Consider the following 21,827-nt stretch of genomic DNA (forward strand, 5'->3'; position numbering starts at 1 on the left):
GCGGGCCGGCCCGGAGGCCGACCGCATGGTCGGCGGCACCCTCGTCCGCGAGCGCCTGTCCTACGGTGGCCGGATGCCGACCTCCCCACCTGCGCCTTCGTCGCGACCGCGCCGTGCCTCCACGGGCCGCATCCCGACCGATGCCCTGCACCAGGACGCGGTGCCCGATGCCGGGGCGTCCCTCTCGGTCCTCGTCGTCGCGGATCCCGGCCTGCCCACCCGCAGATTCCTCGACGTGGAGCCTCTCGTGCACGAGCGCCTGGGGGAGCGGCTCGGGGTCGATCCGGCGATCGAGGTGCGATCAGCCCTCGTGGAGACACGGCCGGACGGCTCCCTCCTCCTGGCCGAGACGGCGAGCACCCGTGCGAGCGGCCGCTTCTCGGCGACCGTCGTCCTCACCGAGATGCCCCGCTGCATCCATGGCGAGCTCCTCGTCGCCGAGGTGTTCCCGCAAGAGCGGCTCGCGGCGCTGTTCTGGCCCACGCTGGGGATCATCGCCCGCCGCACGCGGATCGCCGAGGTCGCCGCGGACAGCATCGTGCACGCCCTGGACGGCGATGCTCCCGACCGTGCGGGGATGCCCCGCCGCCGGTCCGCCTGGGCGGAGGACCCCGAGCGCGATGCGCTCCTGCTGCATGCCCGGCGCCTCACGGGGCCCGTGCGGACCGTGATCGGCATGGTCGTGACGAACGCCCCCTGGCGCACGGCCCGGAAGCTGTCGAGCGCTCTGGCCGCGGCCTCGGCGGCGGGAGCCTTCGGCATCTTCTACAACTCGATCTGGCAGATGGCCGCCGCCCTGTCCACCGCCCGTCTGCTCGTCATCGGTCTTCTCTCCATGACTGTGATGGTCCTCTGGCTCGTGCTCCGCAACGGGCTCTGGGACCGCGCGGGACCGGAACGGGGACCAGGCGTGGCGATGCTGTACAACCTCTCGACGCTGGCGACCCTCTTCCTGTGCGTCCTGGCCCTGTACGTCGTGCTCGTGGTGCTCATCCTCATCAGCGGGGCGATCGTCATCGACCCGTCCTTCATGTCCGACGTCCTCGGTCAGCCTGCGAGGTTCTCGCACTACATGGGCATCGCGTGGCTGAGCGCCGCGATGGGCGTCGTCGCGGGCGGGATCGGATCGAGCTTCGACCCCGAGACCGACGTCCGTCAGCTCACGCACGGGATGCGCGAGCGGCAGCGGACCAGCGACGAGCACCGCTGATCCGCGCCCGTCCTCGGCCCTGCCGTCCAGGCGGTCGACAGCCTTGGGCGCGCCCCCGCCGCTCGCCTACCGTCGACATGCCATCCGTCCGAGGAGCCTCCGCTCCCGCCGGACCGGTCACGGATCCGGACAGCAGACGCAGCCGCCCGCCCGACACCCGCACCGAGGTCACGTCGTCGTGGCCGGAGGAGGCCCGCCATGCCGCACACGCTGTCCATCGTCGTCCGCGCCGACATCGCCCTGGACACGATCACCCTCGAGGTCTCCGGCTGCCTGACGCGCGATACCGCGTGGCCGCTGGAGCAGCAGATCCGGCGCGCCCGCGCCGTGGATCCCGAGGCCCCCGTGGAGGTGGATCTCACGAACCTCTCCCATGCCGATGCCGACGCCCTCGAGTACGTCCGGGCGCTCGCGGAGGCGCTCACCGACCCCGCCTACGTGCAGCGGGCGCACGTCACCCTGGTCGGAGGATCGGTCATCGACCGCTGCTCCCTCACGACCGGCGTGGACGGGGCTCCCACCCCCTCCTCATGATCCACGGCGGCCCGCCGGACCGGTGGGAGAGGGCGGACGCGGCGACCTGAGAGACTGAGGGCGATCCACGCCGCGGCCCGACCGATGCCGAGGCCTGAGGAGGACCGCCATGCTCACAGAATTTCTCCGCGACCAGGCGTTCGCGATCGCGTGGCTCGCGGTCATGGGAGCCGGATGGTTCGGGTGGGCGCAGGAGGATCCGCGCCCCGGGCTGCGACCGCTGTGGGGAGCGGGATCGGTGCTCGGTCTGCTGCTCGGAACCGGGTTCGGGCTCCTGGTGTGGCGCAACTGGGCGACGGCGACGGCGCTCGACGGACGCTACGGGGTCTTCGCGGCCGTCGTGGTCGCCGAGGTCGTGCTGATCGGAGGCGGATGCCTGCTGCTCGCCCGGAGGAGGCTGACCCGCTGGTACGGCTGGTGGATCGGCCTCTGCGTGGCGCTGCACTTCGTCCCGCTCGCCTGGGTGTTCTCGGACTGGTCGTACCTCCTGCTCACCGCCGTCCAGGTCCTCGGCCTGCTCGCGATGCTCCCGGTGATGCGCCGGACCGAGCATGCGACGAGCCGCTGGGCATGCCCATGGATCGCCGGGACCTTCCTGCTCTACGCCGCGCTCTCGGCGGGTCTGTTCCTCGCGGAGCACGGCTACCCGTTCTGACCGGGGGCCCTTCCCGCCTCCACCTCCGCACCGAGGAGGTCCGGGAAGCACAGCCCCTCCCAGAAGCAGGCCGCCTCCTCCCCGGCTTCCAGCCGGTCCGTCACGACGAGCCATGCGGTGATGACCATGCCATGCGCAGCGATGACCAGGTCTCCGTCGCATCCCGCGAGATGCTCGCGCACGGCCTGGTCGAAACGTGTCCCGGCCGCGGAGAGGCTCTCCCATCCGCGGTGCCGCGCATCCGGGGTCCCGCCGACCCAGGCCCGACGCCGTGCGCGGACCTGGGAGTCGAAGGGCTCGCCCGGACGACGGACCTCACCGAAGCGGTCGTCGAGGACCGGTGCGGCACCGGTGGCGAGCTGGGCCGTCTCGACCGCTTTGACCTCGGCGCTGCTCAGCACCAGGGCCCCGGCGGGGAGCCTCCTGCCGGTCCTCCGGGCAGCCGCTCGGCCCTCCGGGCTGAGCGGCCACCGCGCCGGATCGAGGGACGGGCTCGCCACCGGTTCGGCGTGACGCAGGAGATGGATGCGCCGGAGCGGCCTTCCATCTCCCGCCGCATCATCGTCGCCCGCCCGGCTCACAGCCGGATCTGCAGCTTCACGTCCGTCGGGCGCCCCTCGAGGAAGCGGTCGAAGGCGGCGGTCGCATCGTCGAAGGCGAAGGTCTCGGTGACGAAGCGGCCCAGGTCCACGGCATCGGTCGCGGCGAGGTCGATCGCCTTGCCGTAGACGTTCTTGTAGCGGAAGACGGTCTCGATGCTCAGCCCGCGGGCGGCGGCGGTGGAGACGTCGAAGGGGACGTCGGAGACGGGCATGCCCACCAGCACGATCCGTCCCCCGGGTGCCGGGATCGACCACAGGCCGCGGTAGGCCGGCGCCGCACCGGATGCCTCGAAGACGACCTGCGGCCCCCAGCCGTCGGTCTCGGCGCGCACGCGCTCGCCCAGGTCCTCCTGGGTGGCGTCCACCGGGATGATCCCGTCGAGCCCGTCGAGCAGGCCCAGCTTCTGCGGCAGCACGTCGCTGACGTAGACGCGGCTCGCCCCGCCCGCGCGGGCGGCGAGGGCGATCATGATGCCGATCGTCCCGCTGCCGATCACGGCGGCGACGTCGCCGGGGGAGATCTGCGCCCTCGTGGCGGCGAACATGCCCACGGAGAAGGGCTCGATCATGGCGCCCTCTGCGTAGCTCAGCGCGTCGGGGAGCCGGAAGGTGTAGGCGGCGGGGTGGATGACCTCGTCGGCGAGACAGCCGTGGACGGGCGGGGTGGCCCAGAAGCGCACGCCGGGGTCGACGTTGTAGTTGCCCTCGCGCACGGCTCGGGAGGCGAGGTCCGGCACGCCCGGCTCCATGGCGACGCGGTCGCCGGGGGACAGATGGCTGACGCCCTCGCCGACGGCGACCACGGTGCCGGAGCCCTCGTGGCCCAGCACCATCGGCGCCTCGACGACGAAGGGGCCGATCCGCCCGTGGGTCAGGTAGTGCACGTCGGAGGCGCAGATGCCCACGGTGTGCATGGCGATCTTCACCTCGCCGGGGCCGGGGCCGCCCAGGTCCGGGATCTCCTCGATGGCCATGCGGCCCTTCTCCTGCAGCACGAGTGCGCGCATGCGATCTCTCCTTCGTGAGGCGCGTCGCCGGCGACGCGACGGTGGTCCGACGCCCCCACTCTGCCAGGCCTGCCCGCGAGCGAGCCCGTGCGTCCGGCTCCGGATCGGGGCCCTCGCGGACGAGGACGGGCCGGTCTGTCGGGTCCCTCGCCCATGATGCGGACATGCGTTCGACGACACCGCCCGCCCCGCTTGACGACAGGTCCGCTCCGCGGCGTAGAGTCGAACATGTGTTCGATGATGATGGATGTCCCGGCGCAGGGAGCGAACGGAGGAGGGCAGGAGCATGAGCACGGCGATGCAGGCCCCGCAGCGGCGGGGGCAGGGAGCCCGGCTCGCCCACGCTCAGGCGGTGCTCGGTGCGGCGGAGCGCGCCACCGCCCGCTGGGGCGGGCGGATCGACCGCACCGCTCTGCGCCGACCGGTCCCGCCGTCTCCTGCCCGAGCTCTCACCGCTCCGCAGGAGGCGCCGGACGAGCAGCTCCCCGCACGGGATGACTCCGGGCACCTCCCCGTCCCCGCCGCTCTGGCCCCGCTGGTCCCGTACGGGATGCTGCGGGCGGGCAGCAGCCTCGCCGTCGGCGGGGCGGCCCGCTCCTCTCTGCTGCTGGCCCTCGCCGCGGCCGCGATGGGGGAGGACTCCTGGTGCGCGATCGTCGGCATGCCCGACGCCGGGCTGCGCAGCCTGCTGGACGCCGGAGCGGACCCGGATCGGCTCGCGTTCATCCCCACCGGCCGTCCGGAGGAGATGCCGCAGCTGCCTCAGGTGCTCTCCGCCCTGGTGGACGGGACGGGAGTGGTCGTGCTCGGCCCCGACCTGCATCTGGCCCCTGTCCTGTGGCGCACCCTCGCCTCCCGCGCCCGCACCCGGGACACGCTGGTGCTGGCGGCGGATCCGCCGGGACGCGCGGATCTGCGTCTGCAGTCCGCGGAAGCGCGCTGGCAGGGCCTGGGACGAGGATCGGGACGGCTGCGCAGGCGCCTGCTGCGGGTGAGCGCGGCCGGACGCGGCATCGCCGGACGGCGCGAGATCGAGGTGCTGCTGCCCGATGTGCAGGGGCTGCTGCGCCCCGCATCGACGACCACCGCAGCGCCGCCGCTGCTGCGCTCCGTGCGAGCCCCTCACGTCGTCGCGCCGCCGCTGCGGAGGGCCGTCTAATGCCCGTCCCGGAGCAGCGGACGCCTCCGGCGACCCGCACCGCAGCGGTGCTCGTCCCGCACTGGCGGCTGCTGTCCGCGCTGGACCGGCATCGGGGTCCGCAGCCCGCGCAGCAGCGGACCGGACGGGACGCGACGCAGGAGACCGCCGTCCCGTCCGCAGCGGCATCACCGATGGTCCTGGTCGAGCGTCACCGCGTGATCCGCGCCGACGCGGCGGCGGCCGCGGCCGGCGTGGTCCTCGGCATGCGCCGCCGCGCCGCCCAGGCCGCCTGCCCCGGGATGCTCGTCCTCGAGGCGGACCGCGAGCACGAATCCGCCCTGTTCGAGGTGGTCGCCGCGGCGACCGACACCGTCGCCGCGGGCGTGGACGTTCTGCGCCCCGGCGTGCTCCTCATGGCAGCCCGCGGACCGGCCCGCCACCGGGGAGGGGAGCCGCAGCTGGCCGAGAGCATCCTCGACGCCGTTGCGGACCTCACCGGCTGGGAAGCGCGGGTCGGCATCGCCGACGGGCCCTTCGCCGCGCTGCTCGCAGCCCGCAGCGGACGGATCATCCGTCCCGGACGCAGCGCCGAGTACCTCGCGCCCCACGACATCGCCACGCTGCGCCACGCCCCGGTGGGACCGGGCTGGGGGCATCGGGACCGGCCGGGGCCGACCGGCGCGGACCGCCTCGACCTCACCGAGGTGGTCGACCTGCTCCTCCGCCTGGGCATCGCGACCCTCGGGGACCTGGCAGCGCTCCCGGCGGCCTCCGTCCAGGACCGTTTCGGGGCGGATGTCGCCCTGCTGCAGCTTCTCGCGCGCGGCGGGGAGCCGACCCCGCCGGCCATGCACCGCCCCGAGCAGCCGATCGAGGTGCTGCGTGTGCTCGAGACCCCGCTCGTCCGGTCCGACCAGGCCGCCTTCGCCGCGCGCCCGATGGCCGACGAGCTGCACGGCATGCTCGTGGCGCGCGGGCTGATCTGCACGCGGCTGCGGATCATCGGCCGCACCGAGCAGGGCGAGGAGCTCGAGCGCACCTGGCGCCATGACGGCGAGCTGACCCCGGCCGACGTCGTGGACCGCGTGCGCTGGCAGTGCGAGGGCTGGCTCGCCACGGCGCAGCGGAGGGGGCAGGAGACCGGGGCGATCACCCAGCTGCTCCTCCAGCCTCTGCAGCTGATGCCCGCGGGGGAGGGGGCGGCGGCGCTCTGGGGCAGCGCGGGAGAGGCCGATCTCCGCGCCGGACGCGCCTTCGCGCGCATCCAGGGCCTCGCCGGGGAGGAGGCGGTCCAGGTCCCCGTCCCGGTGGGCGGCCGCCTGCTCGCCGAGCAGACCCGGCTGGTGCCCTGGCGGGCGCAGAAGCCGGTGCCGCGACCGGGTCCCTGGGACGGCGGCCTCCTGCGGCCGGCACCTGCGACCGTGTTCCGCAGGCCGCCCTCGGTGCTCCTCGAGGACGCGTCCGGACGTCCCGTCCGCGTCGACGCCCGCGGCCTGCTGAGCGCCCTGCCCGCGCGCCTGCTCGTCCCCGCCGCCGAGGCCGGGGCGCTCGCAGACCATGGCCTCCCGACCGGTGCTCGCCGCCCGGTGCGCGCCCATGGCGCCCCGGTGCTGCTGGACGAGCGCTGGTGGGGCGGCGACGGCCGCCGCGCCGCCCGGATCCAGCTCGTCATCGGCGCGGATCCCCCGGGGGCGACGGACCCGGAGGGCACGGACATGGCGTTGCTCCTGCTGTCCCGCGGGGACTCCTGGCAGGTGGAGGGGATCTATGACTGAGATGCGCAGGGCGACTGAGATGCGGAGGACGTCATGAGCGGCTGGTCCCGAGGACCGCAGGCCTGGAAGGACCTCGAGGCGGTGTTGTCGGACCGGCCCGTGGATCTCGACCTGCTGCCTGCCGGGACCGCTCCCGCACCGCCTGCACGGTCCGAGGACGACGGCTACCGTCCCTCTGCGGAGGTCCCGTACGCGGAGCTGCACGCCCATTCCCACTTCAGCTTCCTCGACGGCGCCTCGAGCCCGGAGGAGATGGTCCGGGCCGCGGCGCGCTTGGGGCTGCACGCCCTGGCGATCGTCGACCACGACGGCATGCCCGGGGCCGTGCGCTTCTCCCGCGCGGCGCGCGAGCACGGCGTGACCACTGTCTTCGGGGCCGAGCTCACCCTGGGGCTCGCCCCGGGCTCCGCCGTGGCCGACGCCGTCCCCGTCCTCAGCGCCGCGCGCACGGGCGTGCCCGATCCCGAGGGGGAGCATCTGCTCGTCCTCGTGCGGGACGAGACCGGCTACCGTGCGCTGTCCGCCGCCATCGGCCGGGCCCACCTCGACAGCGGCACGAAAGGGGTTCCCCGCTACCGCCTCACCGAGCTCTCCCGCATCGCCCGGGAGGGCCACTGGCTGATCCTCACCGGCTGCCGCAAGGGAGCCGTGCTGCGGGCCGTGCGACCGCTGCTGGAGGAGGGGGACCTCGAGGCGGCGGCGCAGGCGGCCGCCGCAGGGATCCAGCGCCTGGTCGAGCTGTTCGGCCCGGGGAACGTCGTCGTCGAGCTCCCTGCCGGGGGAGGGATGCTGGACGACGAGCTGCACGACGCCCTGGTCCAGGGGGCGCGGATCGTCCGCGAGGAGATCGGGCTCGACACCGTCACGCTGCCCGTCATCGCCACCACCAACGCCCACTACGCGCATCCCGGGCACAAGCGCCTGGCCGACGTCCATGCCGCCCTGCGCGCCGGGGTGAGCCTCGAGGAGGCCGATCCGTACCTCGCCGGACGCCTCGCCCACCTGCGCAGCGGCGAGGAGATGAGCCGCCTGGTGCCGCGCTACCCGCAGGCCGTGGCGGAGGCCGCGCGCCTGGGCCGCGACTGCGCCCTGGACCTGCAGCTGCTGGCCCCCGGGCTGCCGCCCTTCCCGGTGCCGGCGGGGCACACCGAGGAGAGCCACCTGCGCGAGCTCGTCGAGCAGGGAGGCCGCCGGGTCTACGGTCCCCGGCCCGCGCCCGGGAGGCCGGAGAAGCAGCCCGGGGCCTGGGCGCAGATCGACCGGGAGCTGGAGATCATCATCGAGATGGGATTCCCCGGCTACTTCCTCATCGTCCACCAGATCACGCACTTCTGCGAGCAGAAGGGGATCCTGTGCCAGGGCCGCGGCTCCGCGGCCAACAGCGCGGTCTGCTTCGCGCTCGGGATCACCGCCGTCGACCCGGTCCTGCACGGGCTCCTGTTCGAGCGGTTCCTCTCCCCGGAGCGGGAGGGCTACCCGGACATCGACCTGGACATCGACTCCGCCCGCCGCGAGGAGGTGATCCAGGACGTCTACAGACGATACGGCCGCGAGGAGGCCGCGCAGGTCGCCAACGTCATCAGCTACCGGGCGAAGCTCGCCGTCCGCGACGCCGCCCGAGCGCTCGGCTACGGGGCGGGCCAGCAGGACGCCTGGTCCAAGCGGATCGAACGCTCCTTCTCCTCCCTGGAGACGTCCGGTGTCCCCGCCGACGTCGCCGCCCTCGCCCGGCAGCTGCGCGACGCCCCGCGGCATCTGGGCATCCATTCCGGCGGCATGGTGCTCGCGGACCGCCCCGTGATCGAGCTGTGCCCCGTGCAGTGGTCCGCGATGAAGGACCGCACCATCCTGCAGTGGGACAAGGACGACTGCGCCGATGCGGGCCTGGTCAAGTTCGACCTGCTGGGCCTGGGGATGCTCACCGCCCTGGACCACGCCCTGCGCCTGGTCGGCGAGTACCACGGGCAGGAGTTCGCGCTGCGCTCCCTGCCGCAGGAGGACGCCGCCGTCTACGACATGCTGTGCACCGGGGACAGCGTGGGGGTGTTCCAGGTCGAGTCCCGTGCCCAGATCGCCACCCTGCCGCGGCTGAAGCCCCGGGAGTTCTACGACCTCGTCATCGAGGTGGCCCTGATCCGCCCCGGCCCCATCCAGGGCGGATCCGTCCACCCCTACATCCGTCGGCACAACGGCGAGGAGGAGGCCACCGTCATCCATCCGCTGCTGAAGAAGTCCTTGCATCGCACCCACGGCGTCCCGCTGTTCCAGGAGCAGCTCATGCAGATGGCCGTCGACGTCGCCGACTTCACCCCCGCGCAGGCGGACCGGCTGCGCCGCGCCATGGGCTCCAAGCGCTCGACCGAGAGGATGCTCGAGCTGTCCGACGAGCTCTTCACCGGGATGGCCCGGCACGGGATCGTCGGCGAGGACGCGCAGATGATCCACCGCAAGCTGCTCGCCTTCGCCGACTACGGCTTCCCCGAGTCGCACGCGTACTCCTTCGCCTATCTCGTCTACGCGAGCGCCTATCTCAAATGCCACTACCCGGCGGCCTTCACCGCAGCCCTGCTGCGGTCCCAGCCGATGGGCTTCTACTCGCCGCAGTCCCTCGTGGCCGATGCCCGCCGCCACGGCGTTCTCACCCGCGGGGTCGACGTGGCGATCAGCGATGTCGCCACCACCCTCGAGATCGATGCGGAGCACCGGGCCTACCGGGTCGCCTCCGACGAGGAGGTCGCCGCCCGGACCGCCGCGCCGCGCATGCAGGTGCAGGGGGAGAGGGCCGCGCAGGGCCCGGCGATCCGGCTGGGCCTGACCCAGGTGCGGGGGATCACGAAGAAGACGGCGGAGGCGATCGTCCAGGCCCGCGAGCAGGACGGCCCCTTCGCCTCGATCCCCGACCTCGCCCGGCGGGTGAGCCTCGGCACCCGCCAGCTCGAGGCCCTCGCGACCGCCGGGGCGCTCGACGGCCTCGCCCCGTCACGCCGTCAGGCGCTGTGGGCCGCAGGGGCCGCGGCCCAGGAGTCCCCGGACAGGCTGCCCCATCTGTCCGTCGGAGCCGATGCCCCCATGCTGCCCGGCATGAGCGATGCGGAGCTCGCCGCCGCCGACTCCTGGGCCACGGGCATCACCCCCGGGGAGCATCCGATGGCGCTCGTGCGGGAGGAGCTCTCGACGCAGGGTGTGGAGACGATCCTGGACATGCGCACCGCCGAGGACGGCTCCCGCCATCACGTCGCCGGCGTGATCACGCACCGCCAGCGCCCCCAGACCGCCTCCGGCATCACCTTCCTCAGCCTCGAGGACGAGACCGGGATCCTCAACGTGGTCTGCTCGCAGGGGCTCTGGTCCCGGCACCGGGCCGTGCTGCGCACCTCCCGGGCCGTCGTCCTGCGCGGGATCGTCGAGAACCGGACCGGGGCGGTGAACCTCATCGCGGACGGGGTCCGCGCCTTCCACCTGCCCGCGACCGGCACCTCCCGCGACTTCCGGTGACGGTTCCGCGGACCCGCCGGTGCCCCCGGCCCGCCGGCCGGTACGGGACCGGACGGTGCGTCCGCCGGAGCGGGACCCGGTCAGGCAGGAGCCGGGGCGACCGCGGGGGCGCGGGTCGTCTCCGCCAGCCGCGCGCCCCGCGAGGCGAGCAGCGTCGCTCCGAGGGACACCGCGAGCCAGGCGCCGATCCCCAGCAGCGTGCTCGTCGTCGAGACGAGCGAGCCGCCGAGCGCCGCATGCACGAGGCCCTGCGAGACGACGGCGAGCGGCAGGTAGCCGCTGATCGACTGCAGCAGCGGCGGGGCGGTCTCCACCGGCAGGATCCCCACCAGCGTCACCACCTGCAGCACCATCACCACGATCGACACGATCCGGCCGATCCTCTCACCCAGCAGCGCGAGCAGCCCCTGGTGGAAGGCCGCGAACATGACCGCCGCCGCGAGGGAGATCACGCCCACCGACAGCGGGGACACCGGGGCGATGCCGATCATCGTGAGGATCGCGAGCACCGCGACGGTCTGCACGACGCCGACCGCGACGGCCGGAAGCAGACTGCGCAGCACCACCAGCCACATCGGGATCGCCTGATCCAGCAGGCGGCGCTGCAGGGCGGGCAGCAGCAGGAACATGCTGAAGGCGCCCAGCCACAGAGCGAGGCCCACGACGAAGGGGAAGGTCGAGGTGGTCGCGCCGTCGGAGGCGTTCTGCCGCTGCGCGAGGGAGGTGACGGGCTGGGCCGCCATCCGGGACATCGCCTCCCGCTCCTCCGGCGTGTAGGAGGGGACGCCGTCGGCGCCGTCGGCGAGGCCGGTGGCGAGGTCCTCGCCGCCGTCGGCCAGCTGATCCGCCCCGTCCGCGAGCTCCGTGGTGCCGTCGGCGAGGTCACGGCTGCCGTCCGCGAGCTCGGTCGTGCCCTCGGCCAGGCCCTGCGTCCCGTCGGCGAGACCGCGGGTCCCGGTGGCGAGCTCGTCGGCGCCGCCTGCGAGGGTCTGCGCCCCGTCGGCGCTCTGCCGCGTGCCGCCCGCGAGCTCCTCTGCACCATCGGCGAGCAGGCCCGCGCCGTCCGCGCTCTGCCGGGTCCCCGTGGCGAGCTGCCCCGCCCCGTCGGCGAGGGTGCTCGCGCCGTCCGCGCTCTGCCGCAGTCCGGTGGACAGCTGACCGGATCCCTCGGCGAGCTGGTCCACGCCCGCGGCGAGGGAACCGGTGCCCTCGTCGATCCGGACGATGCCGTCGACCAGCGCGGGCATCCCGTCGGCGAGGCCGCGCGCCCCGGTCGCCAGGGAGTCCGCGCCGGTGACGAGGCCGGGGTTCTCGGCGGTGCCGTCTCCTGTGAAGGCGGACTCGACGCCTCCGGCGTAGTCGGCCACGCCCTGGGTCCCGGCGACCAGCCCGCCGCCGCCGTCCTCGCCGTGCAGGGCCTCGTCCACGCCGTAGGCATAGCCGCTCAGGCCCGTGGCCATCGCGCACAGCTGGGGATCCGGCGCGCCGGCGACGCCGGAGCCCCCGCCGTCCGAGGCCCCGCTGTCCGTGCCGGTCCCGGCGTCCGCGCAGTAGGCGTCGATCTGCTGGGCGAGGGCCACCATGCCCGGATCCTCATAGGTGCCGCTGCCGGCGAGGGCGTCGCTCAGCTCCCGGGTGCCGCCCGCGACCTGCTCGCTCGTGCCCACCAGGCCGGGATTCTGCGGCGTGCCGTCGCCGCTGACGGCCCGGGCGGCCTGCCGGGTCCCGTCGGCGTAGGTCTCGAGGCCGTCGGCGAGCTGCGCGGTGCCGTCGACGAGACCGGGGTTCCGGGCGGTGCCGTCCCCCTCCGCGCCCGCGCGGACCGCGCCCGTCGCGTCGAGGAGCCCGGGCTGCTCGGGGCTCCCCGACAGGCCCTGCTGGATGCCGGCGATCCCGGCGCTCACGCCTTCGCCGCCGTCGGCGAGCTGATCCAGCCCGCTCGCCAGGTCCTGGCTGCCGCCGGCGACGCCGCCCGTCCCGTCGGCGAGCTGATCCAGGCCCGTGGACAGGTCCCGGGTGCCGCCGGCGATCCCGTCGGTGCCGTCCGCGAGCTGGTCCAGGCCCGTGGCGAGATCGCCCGTGCCGCCCGCGAGGGCATCGGTGCCATCCGCCAGCTCGCCCGCGCCCGAGGCGAGCTCACCGGCTCCGGAGGAGAGCTCCTCGGTGCCCTCGGCCAGCTGCCCCGCACCACCTGCCAGCTCCTCTGTGCCGTCGGCGAGGTCGCGCGTGCCGCCGGCGAGCTCGTCCGCGCCGTCGGCGGCCTCCGAGAATCCGTCCTTGAGGTCCCCGAAGCCGACGTAGATCCCGTCGAGGTACTGCTCGGTCAGCTCCGTGTTCAGGCTCGCCGCGGAGGCGTCCGCGATCGAGGAGCCCACCAGGGAGGTGATCATGCCGGAGGCGTCGTTGGAGTAGACGGTCAGCTGCGCCTGGGCGGCGTCGGTCGTGCCGAGGGTCGCCAGGTGCGCGGAGAAGTTCTCGGGGATGATGACGACGGCGGAGTAGGTGCCGTCCTTCAGCCCGGACTCGGCGTCCTCGAGAGAGGTCAGGCGCCAGTCCAGCCCGGCGGTCGCGTCGGAGCCGGCGTCCGAGACGGTGGTCGGCTGGGTGAGGCCCCCGGCGAGCATCCGCCCGAAGGGGACGGTCTGCTCCTCGCCGTCGACCTCCATCGTCGCGCCCGCATCGAGGTTGACGACGGCGGCGGGGACCGTGTCGAGACGGTCCATCCGCCCGGCGAGGGCCCACATGCCCACGCCCACCACGAGCAGCGGGAGCAGCACGATGACGAGGACGGTGGTCAGGCGGGAGCGGATTGCGCGGGACGGCGTCATGACGATGCTCCTTCGAGGACGGCGGCGCGCGTGCGACGGACGCGCAGGGCGATCAGGGCGGAGGGATCGCGCAGACGCGAGGCGAGCGCGACCTCGGCGGGGGAGCGGAGGTCCCCGGGGTCCTCCGCTGCGCCGTCGGCATCGGACGATGCGCCAGGGCGGGGGTCGGGAGATCCGACGACGACGCAGGCACCGGCCTCGAGCAGGTCCTCGAGATGGGCGACGGCTCCCTCGCGGGCGCCGAGCAGATCCTCGATCTCGGCGAGGACGATGGTGCGGCCGGCGGCGGCGCGCGCCGTGATGGCCGCGAGGCGTCCGGAGACATCGGCCCCCGCCCCGATCCAGTGCGTGCGCGCCTGGATGGCGGTGATGTCGTCGGGGGAGAGGCGGTCGCCGACCGCGAGCACGCCGGCCAGCGGGCGGAGGCGGCCGCCGATGCCGGCCAGGAGCGCGGCACGCGCGGGGGCGTCGTCGCTGCGCACGACGAGCAGGGTGCCGGGGGCCACGGCGCCGGTGAGCGGGCCCAGCTGTCCGGACAGGTCCTCATGGTGGGAGCCGGTGGGCTGCAGGGGGAGCACGGCGTCCTCGAGGCGGATCGCGCTCGCGCCGTGCGCCGCGGTCCAGGAGCGGTGCTCGAGGACCTTCACCAGCCCCTCGCCCTCGACGTCGATGCGCGGCAGGATCCGGTCCAGCCAGCGCGGCAGCTGCCAGGCCCGGTCGCCCAGCAGGGCGAGCACGGCCGGGACCAGGGTCATGCGCACGACGAAGGCGTCCACGAGCACGCCCACGGCGAGCGCCACGGCGATGGGCTGCAGCATGAAGGAGCCCTCGGGGACGAAGGAGGCGAACACGGCGAACATGATCAGGGCGGCCGCGATGACCACGGGGGCGCTGCCGGTGAAGCCGCGCTCGATCGCCCCGCGGGCGTCGCCCGAGTGCACGTACTCCTCCCGCATGCGGGAGACGAGGAAGACCTCGTAGTCCATGGCGAGGCCGAACAGGACGCCCATGCACATGATCGGCATGAAGGAGATGACCGGGCCGACCACATGGATGTTCAGCGCGGCGTTCCCCCATCCGTACTCGAAGATCATGGCGACGACGCCGAAGGCGGCTCCCACCGACAGGAGGTAGCCCAGCGAGGCCTTGATCGGCACCCAGATCGAGCGGAACACGATCGTGAGCAGGATCAGGGACAGGCCGACGACGAACACCGCGAAGGGGAGCAGTGCCGAGCTCAGCCGGTCGGTGATGTCGATGGCGACCGCGGTCTGACCGGTCACGGTGACGTCGGAGATGTCGAGCTCGCGTTCCCAGCCGTCGGCGTCGGCGCGCAGGGTGCGCACGAGCTCAGCGGTCGAGGCGTCGGTCTGGGCGCCCTCGGGGATGATGACGACCACGGCCATGTCCGCGCCCTCGTTGGGGGTGGCGAGCTGCACCTCGGCGACGCCGTCGAGGGCGGCGATGCGCTCCTCGAGGTCGTCGACCACGCCCAGGGGGTCGGTGGAGTTGATGATGTCGGCGGTGACCAGGAGCGGCCCGTTGTAGCCGGGGCCGAACTCCTCGGCGACGAGGTCGTAGCTCTGGCGGGCGAGGGTGTCCGGCTTCTCGGTCCCGAGGTCCGGCAATCCCAGGCGCAGGTCCTTGATGGGCAGGGCGAGGGCCGCCATCGCGACGACGACCAGCACGATGGTCAGGGCCGGGATCTTCGTGGCGAGCTGCACCCAGCCCGTGCCGACGGGGCGGCGGGCCGCGCCCTGCGGGTCCGGGGCGGGCAGGACGCCTCCGTTCTCCGCCATGAGGCGGCGGATCCTCCGCGGCCGCAGCCGCTCTCCCAGCAGGCCCATGATCGCGGGCAGCAGCGTGAGGGCGACGACGACGGACACGGCGACCGTCCCCGCGGAGGCCATGCCCATCATGGTGAGGAAGGGGATGCCGGTGACGAACAGGCCCACGAGCGCGATGATCACCGTCAGGCCCGCGAAGATGACGGCGCTGCCGGAGGTCGCGATCGCCCGGCCGATGGATTCGACGACGTCCTGGCCCTCGGCGAGCTGGCCGCGGTGCCGGGAGAGGATGAACAGCGCGTAGTCGATGCCGACGGCGAGGCCGAGCATGGCCCCCAGCGAGATCGTCACCGAGGGGATGTCGATGCCGGCGGCGAGCGCCATCACGGCGAGCATGGACACGCCGACCCCGACGATCGCGGAGGCGATGGGGATCGCCGCCGGGACCACCGAGCGGAACGTGACGGCGAGGATGATGAGCGCGGCGAGCAGGCCGATCACCTCGGAGGGGCCCATCGGGATCTCGGAGCTCTGCAGGATCTGGCCTCCCAGATGGACCTCGAGCCCGTCGCCGCTCGCCTCCTGCGCTATCTGCTCGAGCTCCTCGATCGAGCCGTCCGGGAAGCTCCCCATCGCCCCGGCCATCTGCACGGTGCCGATGATCGCCGTGTCCGCGTCGTTGCGGGTGCCGGGGCTGTGCTCGTCGAAGGGGCTGGGTGCCGCCTCCATGCCCTCGACGCCCGCGGCCTCGTCCATCACGGCCTCGATCTGCGCCCGATGCTCGTCGATGTCGCTGCCGTCGGCGGTGACGAAGACGAGCTGCCCGGAGGTGCCGCTCATCTGCGGGAAGCGGGTGGACAGGACGTCCAGGCCCTCCTGGGCCTCGGTCCCCGGGATCTCGAACTGGCTGGAGAAGGCGCCGCCGAGGCCGATGGCGAGGGAGCCCGCCACCAGCATCAGCAGGGCCCAGACGCCGACGGCCTTCCAGCGGGCCCGCGCCATGGCGCGGCCGAGTCGGTACAGAGAAGAGGACACGCGATCTCCCTCGGAGGTGCGGCGGGTGCACGGTGGGGTATTCTCGATACACGAGCGTATCGGACGCGATGATAGGCGGTTCTCCTGACCATCAGCCGGACGCCCGCCCGACACCGCCCCGACCGGAGACGAGATGCCCCAGCTGTTCGCGCCCCTGCCCGCCACGGCGACCACCCGCAGGCGGGAGAACACGCGCCAGCGCCTGGTGCGCGCCTCCCTCGCGGTGTTCGTGGACAAGGGCATCGACGGCGCGACGATCGACGACCTCGTGAAGGCCGCGGGGTTCACGCGCGGCGCGTTCTACTCGAGCTTCTCGACGAAGCTGGAGCTGTTCGGGGCGCTGTTCGAGGACGCCACCGACCAGGTCATCGGCATCATCGAGCAGTCCGTCGCCGAGCTGATCGACCAGGAGGCCCAGGGGGAGGGATGCCCGGTCCCGCGGACGGACGCCGAGGTCCTCGTCGGCGTCTTCGAGGCGATCCGCCCCTACGGACGCCAGTGGTACCTGCTGTACTCCGAGGCCGTCGCGTACTCGCTGCGCGACGACGAGGGGCGCGCCCAGCTGAGCGCGCAGCGCACCCGGGTGCGCGAGGTGATCGCGGCGATCCTCGAGCGGGGGATGCAGGAGCAGGGGGAGCGCTCGCTGATCCCCGTGCAGGATCTGGCCCAGCTGATCCTCGGCATCTTCGTGGACCTCATGGTGCTCGAGCACCTCGAGGAGACGGACACCACCGCCCTCGCCTCCGTGACCATCCTCGGCACCCTGCGCGCCTTCATCGCACCGGCCGAGCCCCGGTAGGGTTCCGGGGTGACCGCTCACCCCGCACCCACGATCCCCGCCCCTGCGTCTGGAAGCCCGGCCGGCGCCGTCTACGCCGACCGGGGTGCCTCTCACTACGACATCCTCGCCGTCCTCATGGCCGTCGTCGTCATCCTCTCCGGCATCGGCGCCTCGAAAGGCGTCCTGTTCGGCACCGTGCCGGGCACCGGCTTCGAGATCATCACCGACGGCGGATTCTTCCTCTTCCCCCTCGCGTACATCCTCGGCGACGTCATCACCGAGCTGTACGGCCCGCGCGCCGCCCGCCGCGCGCTCGTGACCGCCTTCTGCATGAACATCCTCGCGGTCCTCGCCTACCAGATCATCATCGTCCTGCCCGGCTTCTCCGACGACTACGGCACCGCCAAGCAGGAGGCCCTCGAGGTCGCGCTCGGCCCCGTCTGGATCGTCGTCCTCGCCGGCCTCGCCGGCTTCGCCGCGGGCCAGAGCCTGAACACGATCGTCATGTCGCGCATGAAGGCCCGCTCCGGCGAACGCGGCCTCGTGGGGCGTCTGCTGACCTCGAGCGGACTCGGCGAGCTCGTGGACACCATCGTGTTCTGCTCGATCGCCGCCGCCGCGATCGGCATCACGACCTTCGAGCAGTGGGTCGAGTACACGGTCCTCGGCTTCCTCTACAAGGTCCTCGTGCAGTACGCCGCGATCCCTGTGACCAGCGCCGTGATCCGCCGGCTCAAGCGCACCGACCCCAGCTATCGGGAGCGTCTGGGGGCCGCGCCGCCCGCGGCCTGACCCGCTCTCCGGCCCCCGTCCGCCGGCTCCCCCTCGGGCCCCGTCCACGACCTTCGTCCTGGGCGGGCCCGACCTGCGTCGGGGTCGCTGTGGACGATCCGCAGTGGGCGACGTCCGGGGGCTCGGGTGATGCTCCTGCCATGACCACGCATCCCGTCCCCTCCCCGCTGCCGGGCCCGGCGCCCTCCGATGCCGCGCTCCGTCGTGCCGCCGCCGTCATCCCCGGTCGACCCTTCGGCGCCCATCTGCGCATGTCCTGGTGGCGGCCGCTCGTGATCCTCCCCGTCCTCGCGATCGCGATGTTCGGCGTCCAGATCGTCCTGCTGATGATCGTCGTGCTCCTCGAGTACGCCCTCACCGGGCGCGACCCCGCGGACCCGTCGATGACGCCGCTCATGCTGCTCGCGACGAACCTGTCCCTCCTCGTCCTCGCACCGCTCGCCCTGCTGCTCCTCGTCCTCGTCGGCGGGGCACCCTGGAGGTCCGCGCTCCGGCTGGGCCGGACCTTCTCCTGGCGCCGCCTCGGGAGCCTCCTGCTGGTGTTCGGCGTGCTGATCGGCGCGGTCTACGCCGTCACCAGCATGATCTGGCCGCTGGGCACGACCCCCGTCATCACCGCCACCACCGTGGCGCTGATCGCGGTCGCCCTGCTCAGCACGCCGCTGCAGGCCGCCGCGGAGGAGGTCGTCTTCCGTGGCGTGATCACCGCGGCGATCGCCTCCTGGGTCCGTCCGGCACGGATCGCGATCGTCCTCGGCATCACGGTCTCGAGCGTCCTGTTCGGACTCGCGCACGGCGCCGGGGATCCGTGGCTGATCGCGTACTACGTGACCTTCGGCCTCTCGATGGCGCTCATGGCGCTGATCAGCCGCGGTCTCGAGGCGCCGATCGCCTTCCACGTCATGAACAACGTGATCAGCATGGTGATCGGTGCGGTCTCGGCCGGCGGGGGAGGTCTCGTGATCGACCGCTCCGCCGGGGCCGGCGGCCCGTTCATGCTCGTGTTCATCGCCCTGGACCTCGTCGCGGTCGCGATCGTGTGGCTGCTCGAACGGCGACGTGCGACACGTCTCGACGGGTGATCGGAGGTCTGCCCTTCCCAAACCCCCTGGCGGGATCCCTAGGATAGGAGCGGATCGACCGGGCGGACCTGCATTCCAGGTCCGCCCGGTCCGTTCTTCCCCACCAGGAGAGAGGACCTCCGTGGCACCCGCCGCCCACGACCCCCACCGCTCCGAGCCGACCTCGGACCGACCCGACGACGCCCCGACCGCCACGGGAGGGCTGCCCACCACGACCGGCGCGATCCCCACCATCACCGGCGCCATCCCCGTCCTCGAGGACCCCGCCGACAGGGACATCGCGCACCTGCCCACCGAAGGCGAGCTCGCGAGCACCCGCGGCCAGGTCACGATGCTGGTGATCGCGATCCTGACGACGCTCAGCGCCATCGGTCCGCTCGCGACCGACATGTACATCCCCGCCTTCCCGGCGGTCGCCGAGGACCTCGGGGCGAGCGCCTCGCGGCTGCAGCTGACGATCACGGCCTTCTTCGTGGGCACCGCGAGCGGACAGATCGTCGCCGGGCCGCTCTCGGACCGGCTGGGGCGGCGCGGTCCGCTGCTCCTGGGCATCGTGCTGTGCCTGCTCGCCTCGATCGGATGCGCCCTCGCCCCGAGCGCCGAGCTGCTGATGGTCCTCCGGGTGCTGCAGGGGATCGGCGGCGGCTTCGGCATGGTGCTGGGCCGGGCGGTCCTCATCGACATGACCGACGGCCCGGAGCTGTTCCGCACCATGAACATCATGCAGGGCATCGGCGGGATCGCCCCGATCGTCGCGCCGCTGCTGGGCGGTCTCATCCTGCTGGTGGGCCGGTGGCAGGAGATCTTCCTGGTGATCGCGGGCATGTCGCTGATCTCGCTGCTCGGCGTGCTGCTGCTGATCCCGGAGTCCCTTCCGGTCTCGCGCCGACACTCCGGAGGATTCCGGATCTTCCTGCGCAACGCCCGCAACCTGCTGCGGCGTCGCCAGTTCGTGACCTATCTGCTGGTCAACGCGTTCTCCGCCTTCGCCGTGATGGCGTACGTGTCGGCCTCGAGCTTCGTCATGCAGAACATGCTCGGCTTCTCCTCGACCGAGTACTCGATCAGCTTCGCGATCAACTCCGCGGGCATGATGTCGATGTCCCTGCTCTCGGCGCGCCTGACCCGCACATACCACCCGCGCACCCTGATCCGGGTCGCGCTCGCGGTGGTCGGCGCAGCCAGCGTGCTGCTGCTGATCGGGGCCCTGTTCCTGGACACGCCGCTGTGGGTCGTGCTGCCGGGATTCTTCTTCGCCGTCGCCCCGCAGGGCATGATCTTCGGCAACTGCGCGGCGCTGGCCTCGCAGGAGGCGAGCGAGTTCGCGGGGACCGGCTCGGCGATGCTGGGCCTCGGCTTCTCCTTCGCCGCTTCGCTGGCCGCGCCGCTGGTCGGCCTCGCCGGCACGCACACGGCGCTCCCGATGGCGGTGACGATGGTGATCGGCAGCGCGATCTCCGCGGCGTTCTTCATCGTCGCCGGCCGCGGCAGCGGGCGCGGGACACAGCACCCCGCACGCGCCTGACCGGAGACTTCCGGAGCCTCGGAGACGGGTGGCGGAGCAGATCGCCGATTCCCGCCGTGAGGCTCCGGAAGTCTCCGATGACGGGGCGTCCCGGAGTCGCGTTCTGCTCATCGGCGGACATGCCGGTCGAGAGAGCCTGCGCCCCACCGTTCGGCGCCTGGCGGGTACCGCGGGGAAGGACGGACGGTGCCGATCTCCCGCATGACCTGCATCGGAGGGACAGGCGCCGGTCCGGTGGACGACGGTCCACGAAGCCCGAGCGCGCAGGGGATCCGGCATCGGTCCGGAAGAACATCGTCCGGAAGGACGTGACGCGGGACTCATGACCCGATAGCGTGGGCGTCGGTGCGGCCGGCTCCCAGGCCGCTCTTCCCCCCTTCCCAGGAGCAACGCATGTCCCCGTACCTCCCCCGGCACGTCCGCCCGGCCCCCTCCTCCTCGACCCCCGTCGCACGATCCGAGACCTCCCCCGGACCCAGTCGTCGCGGCCTGCTGCGCGCCGGCGTCACGGGCGCCTCGGCGGCGCTCGGCCTCGGCACCCTCGGCCTCGCCACGGCCGCGAACGCCGAGGAACCCGCCCATCAGGAGATCCACGGCCAGGACGTCTCGTCCTGGCAGGGCGAGGTCGACTGGGGTCGACAATGGGACATGGGCTCCCGCTTCGCCTGGGTCAAGGCGACCGAGGGCAACACCTGGAAGAGCCCGACCTTCTCCGCGCAGTACCGGGGCGCCTCGCGCGTCGGGATGCCGCGCGGCGGCTATCACTTCGCGCGCCCTGACACGGGCGATCCGATCACCCAGTGCGACGCCTTCCTCGACGGGGGAGGCGGCTGGACCGCGGACGGCATCACCCTGCCCGGGATGGTCGACTTCGAGAAGTCCCCGGGCATCCCGTCGAACTATGGGCTCAGCCCCGAGGACCTGCGCAGCTGGATCTCGGAGTTCTCCTCCCACTACCGCCGCCAGACGCTGCGCCGCCCGGTGATCTACACCAACGCCCACTGGTGGAACCAGAACGTGGGGGAGTGGACCCCCAAGAACTCGCCCCTGCACATCGCCAACTACAGCTACGACCCCTCCGACAGCCTCCCCGGCCGCTGGTGGGGCTGGGAGCTGTGGCAGTACTCTCCCAGCGGCCCCTTCGCCGGCGATTCGAACGTCTGGTACAGCGGAGAGGAGTCCTTCTCCCGCTTCGTCGCGGAGGTCGACTACGGCGCCAACGGCATCTGAGGCAGGGGAGGGGCCGGTGAGCGAGCATTCTCCCGTCGCAGATCCGGCAGGTCGCCCGCTCTGCATCGTCATGGCACGAGAGGGCGAGGGCTGAGGTGATCCTGCCCGCCGTGCGCGACCCGCGCCTGATCACGATCCGCCGCGGCGGGACGCTGCGCGACGAGGACCACCGTCTGCTGGCCCTGTGGGCGGCCGACTGCGCCGAGCACGTGCTCGAGCTGTTCGAGGACGCACGACCCGAGGATCCGCGCCCGCGCGAGGCGATCGCCGCCGCCCGCGCCTGGGCCGGGGGAGAGCTGCCCATGATGCGGGCCCGCGCCGCCGGCGGCCACGTCATGGGCGCCGAGG

16 protein-coding genes are annotated in these 21,827 nt (G+C 73.1%); 12 read left to right on the forward strand and 4 right to left on the reverse strand.

All coding sequences use genetic code 11. From position 1 onward, the window contains the following. Positions 1 to 73 precede the first annotated feature (73 nt). From ACFFF6_RS10335 to ACFFF6_RS10345, 3 genes are all read left to right on the forward strand, one after another. Positions 74 to 1,210, forward strand: coding sequence for a hypothetical protein (locus tag ACFFF6_RS10335; RefSeq protein WP_376980350.1), 1,137 nt, complete (start codon positions 74 to 76; stop codon positions 1,208 to 1,210). Between the two features lie 198 nt (positions 1,211 to 1,408). After that, a complete protein-coding gene (locus tag ACFFF6_RS10340) occupies positions 1,409 to 1,744 on the forward strand; it encodes a hypothetical protein (protein WP_376980352.1) in 336 nt (111 codons plus the stop codon). A 109-nt stretch (positions 1,745 to 1,853) separates the two neighbouring features. Further along, on the forward strand, positions 1,854 to 2,399 hold the full coding sequence (locus ACFFF6_RS10345; RefSeq protein ID WP_376980354.1) for a hypothetical protein: 546 nt from the start codon (positions 1,854 to 1,856) through the stop codon (positions 2,397 to 2,399). Here the strand turns inward: ACFFF6_RS10345 and ACFFF6_RS10350 are convergent. Further along, a complete protein-coding gene (locus ACFFF6_RS10350; protein ID WP_376980356.1) occupies positions 2,387 to 2,899 on the reverse strand; it encodes a histidine phosphatase family protein in 513 nt (170 codons plus the stop codon). The two genes, ACFFF6_RS10345 and ACFFF6_RS10350, sit on opposite strands and share 13 nt — an antisense overlap. 77 nt (positions 2,900 to 2,976) lie before the next feature. Further along, positions 2,977 to 4,008, reverse strand: coding sequence for an NAD(P)-dependent alcohol dehydrogenase (locus tag ACFFF6_RS10355; protein WP_376980358.1), 1,032 nt, complete (start codon positions 4,006 to 4,008; stop codon positions 2,977 to 2,979). Between the two features lie 286 nt (positions 4,009 to 4,294). On the opposite strand from ACFFF6_RS10355, the gene imuA' reads away from it, so the two are divergent. From imuA' to ACFFF6_RS10370, 3 genes are read left to right on the forward strand one after another with little or no spacing between them, the layout of a single operon-like run. Further along, positions 4,295 to 5,167, forward strand: coding sequence for a DnaE2-dependent mutagenesis accessory factor ImuA' (gene imuA', locus ACFFF6_RS10360; protein WP_376980360.1), 873 nt, complete (start codon positions 4,295 to 4,297; stop codon positions 5,165 to 5,167). Next, the gene (locus ACFFF6_RS10365) at positions 5,167 to 6,924 is read left to right on the forward strand and encodes a DNA polymerase Y family protein (RefSeq protein WP_376980362.1); all 1,758 of its coding nucleotides are present in this window, start codon (positions 5,167 to 5,169) and stop codon (positions 6,922 to 6,924) included. Before imuA' ends, ACFFF6_RS10365 begins: the two co-directional genes overlap by 1 nt. 33 nt (positions 6,925 to 6,957) lie before the next feature. Further along, positions 6,958 to 10,419, forward strand: coding sequence for an error-prone DNA polymerase (locus ACFFF6_RS10370; RefSeq protein WP_376980364.1), 3,462 nt, complete (start codon positions 6,958 to 6,960; stop codon positions 10,417 to 10,419). Positions 10,420 to 10,499: 80 nt separating this feature from the next. Here ACFFF6_RS10370 and ACFFF6_RS10375 read toward each other — a convergent pair whose 3' ends face one another. Next, entirely contained in the window at positions 10,500 to 13,247 is a 2,748-nt protein-coding gene (locus ACFFF6_RS10375) for a YhgE/Pip family protein (protein WP_376980366.1), read from the reverse strand. Further along, positions 13,244 to 16,069: an MMPL family transporter gene (locus ACFFF6_RS10380; RefSeq protein ID WP_376980368.1), complete on the reverse strand. Its 2,826-nt coding sequence runs from the start codon at positions 16,067 to 16,069 to the stop codon at positions 13,244 to 13,246. The genes ACFFF6_RS10375 and ACFFF6_RS10380 overlap by 4 nt, the downstream gene beginning before the upstream one ends. A 133-nt stretch (positions 16,070 to 16,202) precedes the next feature. On the opposite strand from ACFFF6_RS10380, the gene ACFFF6_RS10385 reads away from it, so the two are divergent. From ACFFF6_RS10385 to ACFFF6_RS10410, 6 genes are all read left to right on the forward strand, one after another. Beyond that, the gene (locus ACFFF6_RS10385) at positions 16,203 to 16,868 is read left to right on the forward strand and encodes a TetR/AcrR family transcriptional regulator (protein ID WP_376980370.1); all 666 of its coding nucleotides are present in this window, start codon (positions 16,203 to 16,205) and stop codon (positions 16,866 to 16,868) included. A 9-nt stretch (positions 16,869 to 16,877) separates the two neighbouring features. After that, positions 16,878 to 17,642, forward strand: a complete 765-nt coding sequence (locus ACFFF6_RS10390; protein ID WP_376980372.1) for a queuosine precursor transporter — start codon at positions 16,878 to 16,880, stop codon at positions 17,640 to 17,642. Positions 17,643 to 17,782: 140 nt separating this feature from the next. Next, positions 17,783 to 18,724, forward strand: coding sequence for a CPBP family intramembrane glutamic endopeptidase (locus tag ACFFF6_RS10395; RefSeq protein ID WP_376980374.1), 942 nt, complete (start codon positions 17,783 to 17,785; stop codon positions 18,722 to 18,724). A gap of 121 nt (positions 18,725 to 18,845) precedes the next feature. After that, positions 18,846 to 20,249: a multidrug effflux MFS transporter gene (locus ACFFF6_RS10400; RefSeq protein ID WP_376980376.1), complete on the forward strand. Its 1,404-nt coding sequence runs from the start codon at positions 18,846 to 18,848 to the stop codon at positions 20,247 to 20,249. Positions 20,250 to 20,642: 393 nt separating this feature from the next. Continuing rightward, positions 20,643 to 21,479 carry a GH25 family lysozyme gene (locus ACFFF6_RS10405; RefSeq protein ID WP_376980378.1) on the forward strand — a complete coding sequence of 279 codons (837 nt, stop codon included), beginning with the start codon at positions 20,643 to 20,645 and terminating at the stop codon, positions 21,477 to 21,479. Between the two features lie 95 nt (positions 21,480 to 21,574). Next, positions 21,575 to 21,827 (forward strand): putative immunity protein (locus tag ACFFF6_RS10410; protein WP_376980380.1); only part of this gene is annotated, 253 nt, incomplete at its 3' end.

Origin of the sequence: Brachybacterium hainanense, assembly GCF_042434575.1 — a bacterium.
Classification (GTDB): domain Bacteria; phylum Actinomycetota; class Actinomycetes; order Actinomycetales; family Dermabacteraceae; genus Brachybacterium; species Brachybacterium hainanense.

Coding starts and splice junctions, on each gene's coding strand:
- ACFFF6_RS10370 (WP_376980364.1), top strand. CDS start 6,958: ATGAGCGGCTGGTCCCGAGGACCGCAGGCCTGGAAGGACCTCGAGGCG.
- ACFFF6_RS10375 (WP_376980366.1), bottom strand. CDS start 13,247: ATGACGCCGTCCCGCGCAATCCGCTCCCGCCTGACCACCGTCCTCGTC.
- ACFFF6_RS10395 (WP_376980374.1), top strand. CDS start 17,783: ATGACCACGCATCCCGTCCCCTCCCCGCTGCCGGGCCCGGCGCCCTCC.
- imuA' (WP_376980360.1), top strand. CDS start 4,295: ATGAGCACGGCGATGCAGGCCCCGCAGCGGCGGGGGCAGGGAGCCCGG.
- ACFFF6_RS10345 (WP_376980354.1), top strand. CDS start 1,854: ATGCTCACAGAATTTCTCCGCGACCAGGCGTTCGCGATCGCGTGGCTC.
- ACFFF6_RS10385 (WP_376980370.1), top strand. CDS start 16,203: ATGCCCCAGCTGTTCGCGCCCCTGCCCGCCACGGCGACCACCCGCAGG.
- ACFFF6_RS10355 (WP_376980358.1), bottom strand. CDS start 4,008: ATGCGCGCACTCGTGCTGCAGGAGAAGGGCCGCATGGCCATCGAGGAG.
- ACFFF6_RS10405 (WP_376980378.1), top strand. CDS start 20,643: ATGTCCCCGTACCTCCCCCGGCACGTCCGCCCGGCCCCCTCCTCCTCG.
- ACFFF6_RS10335 (WP_376980350.1), top strand. CDS start 74: ATGCCGACCTCCCCACCTGCGCCTTCGTCGCGACCGCGCCGTGCCTCC.
- ACFFF6_RS10365 (WP_376980362.1), top strand. CDS start 5,167: ATGCCCGTCCCGGAGCAGCGGACGCCTCCGGCGACCCGCACCGCAGCG.
- ACFFF6_RS10340 (WP_376980352.1), top strand. CDS start 1,409: ATGCCGCACACGCTGTCCATCGTCGTCCGCGCCGACATCGCCCTGGAC.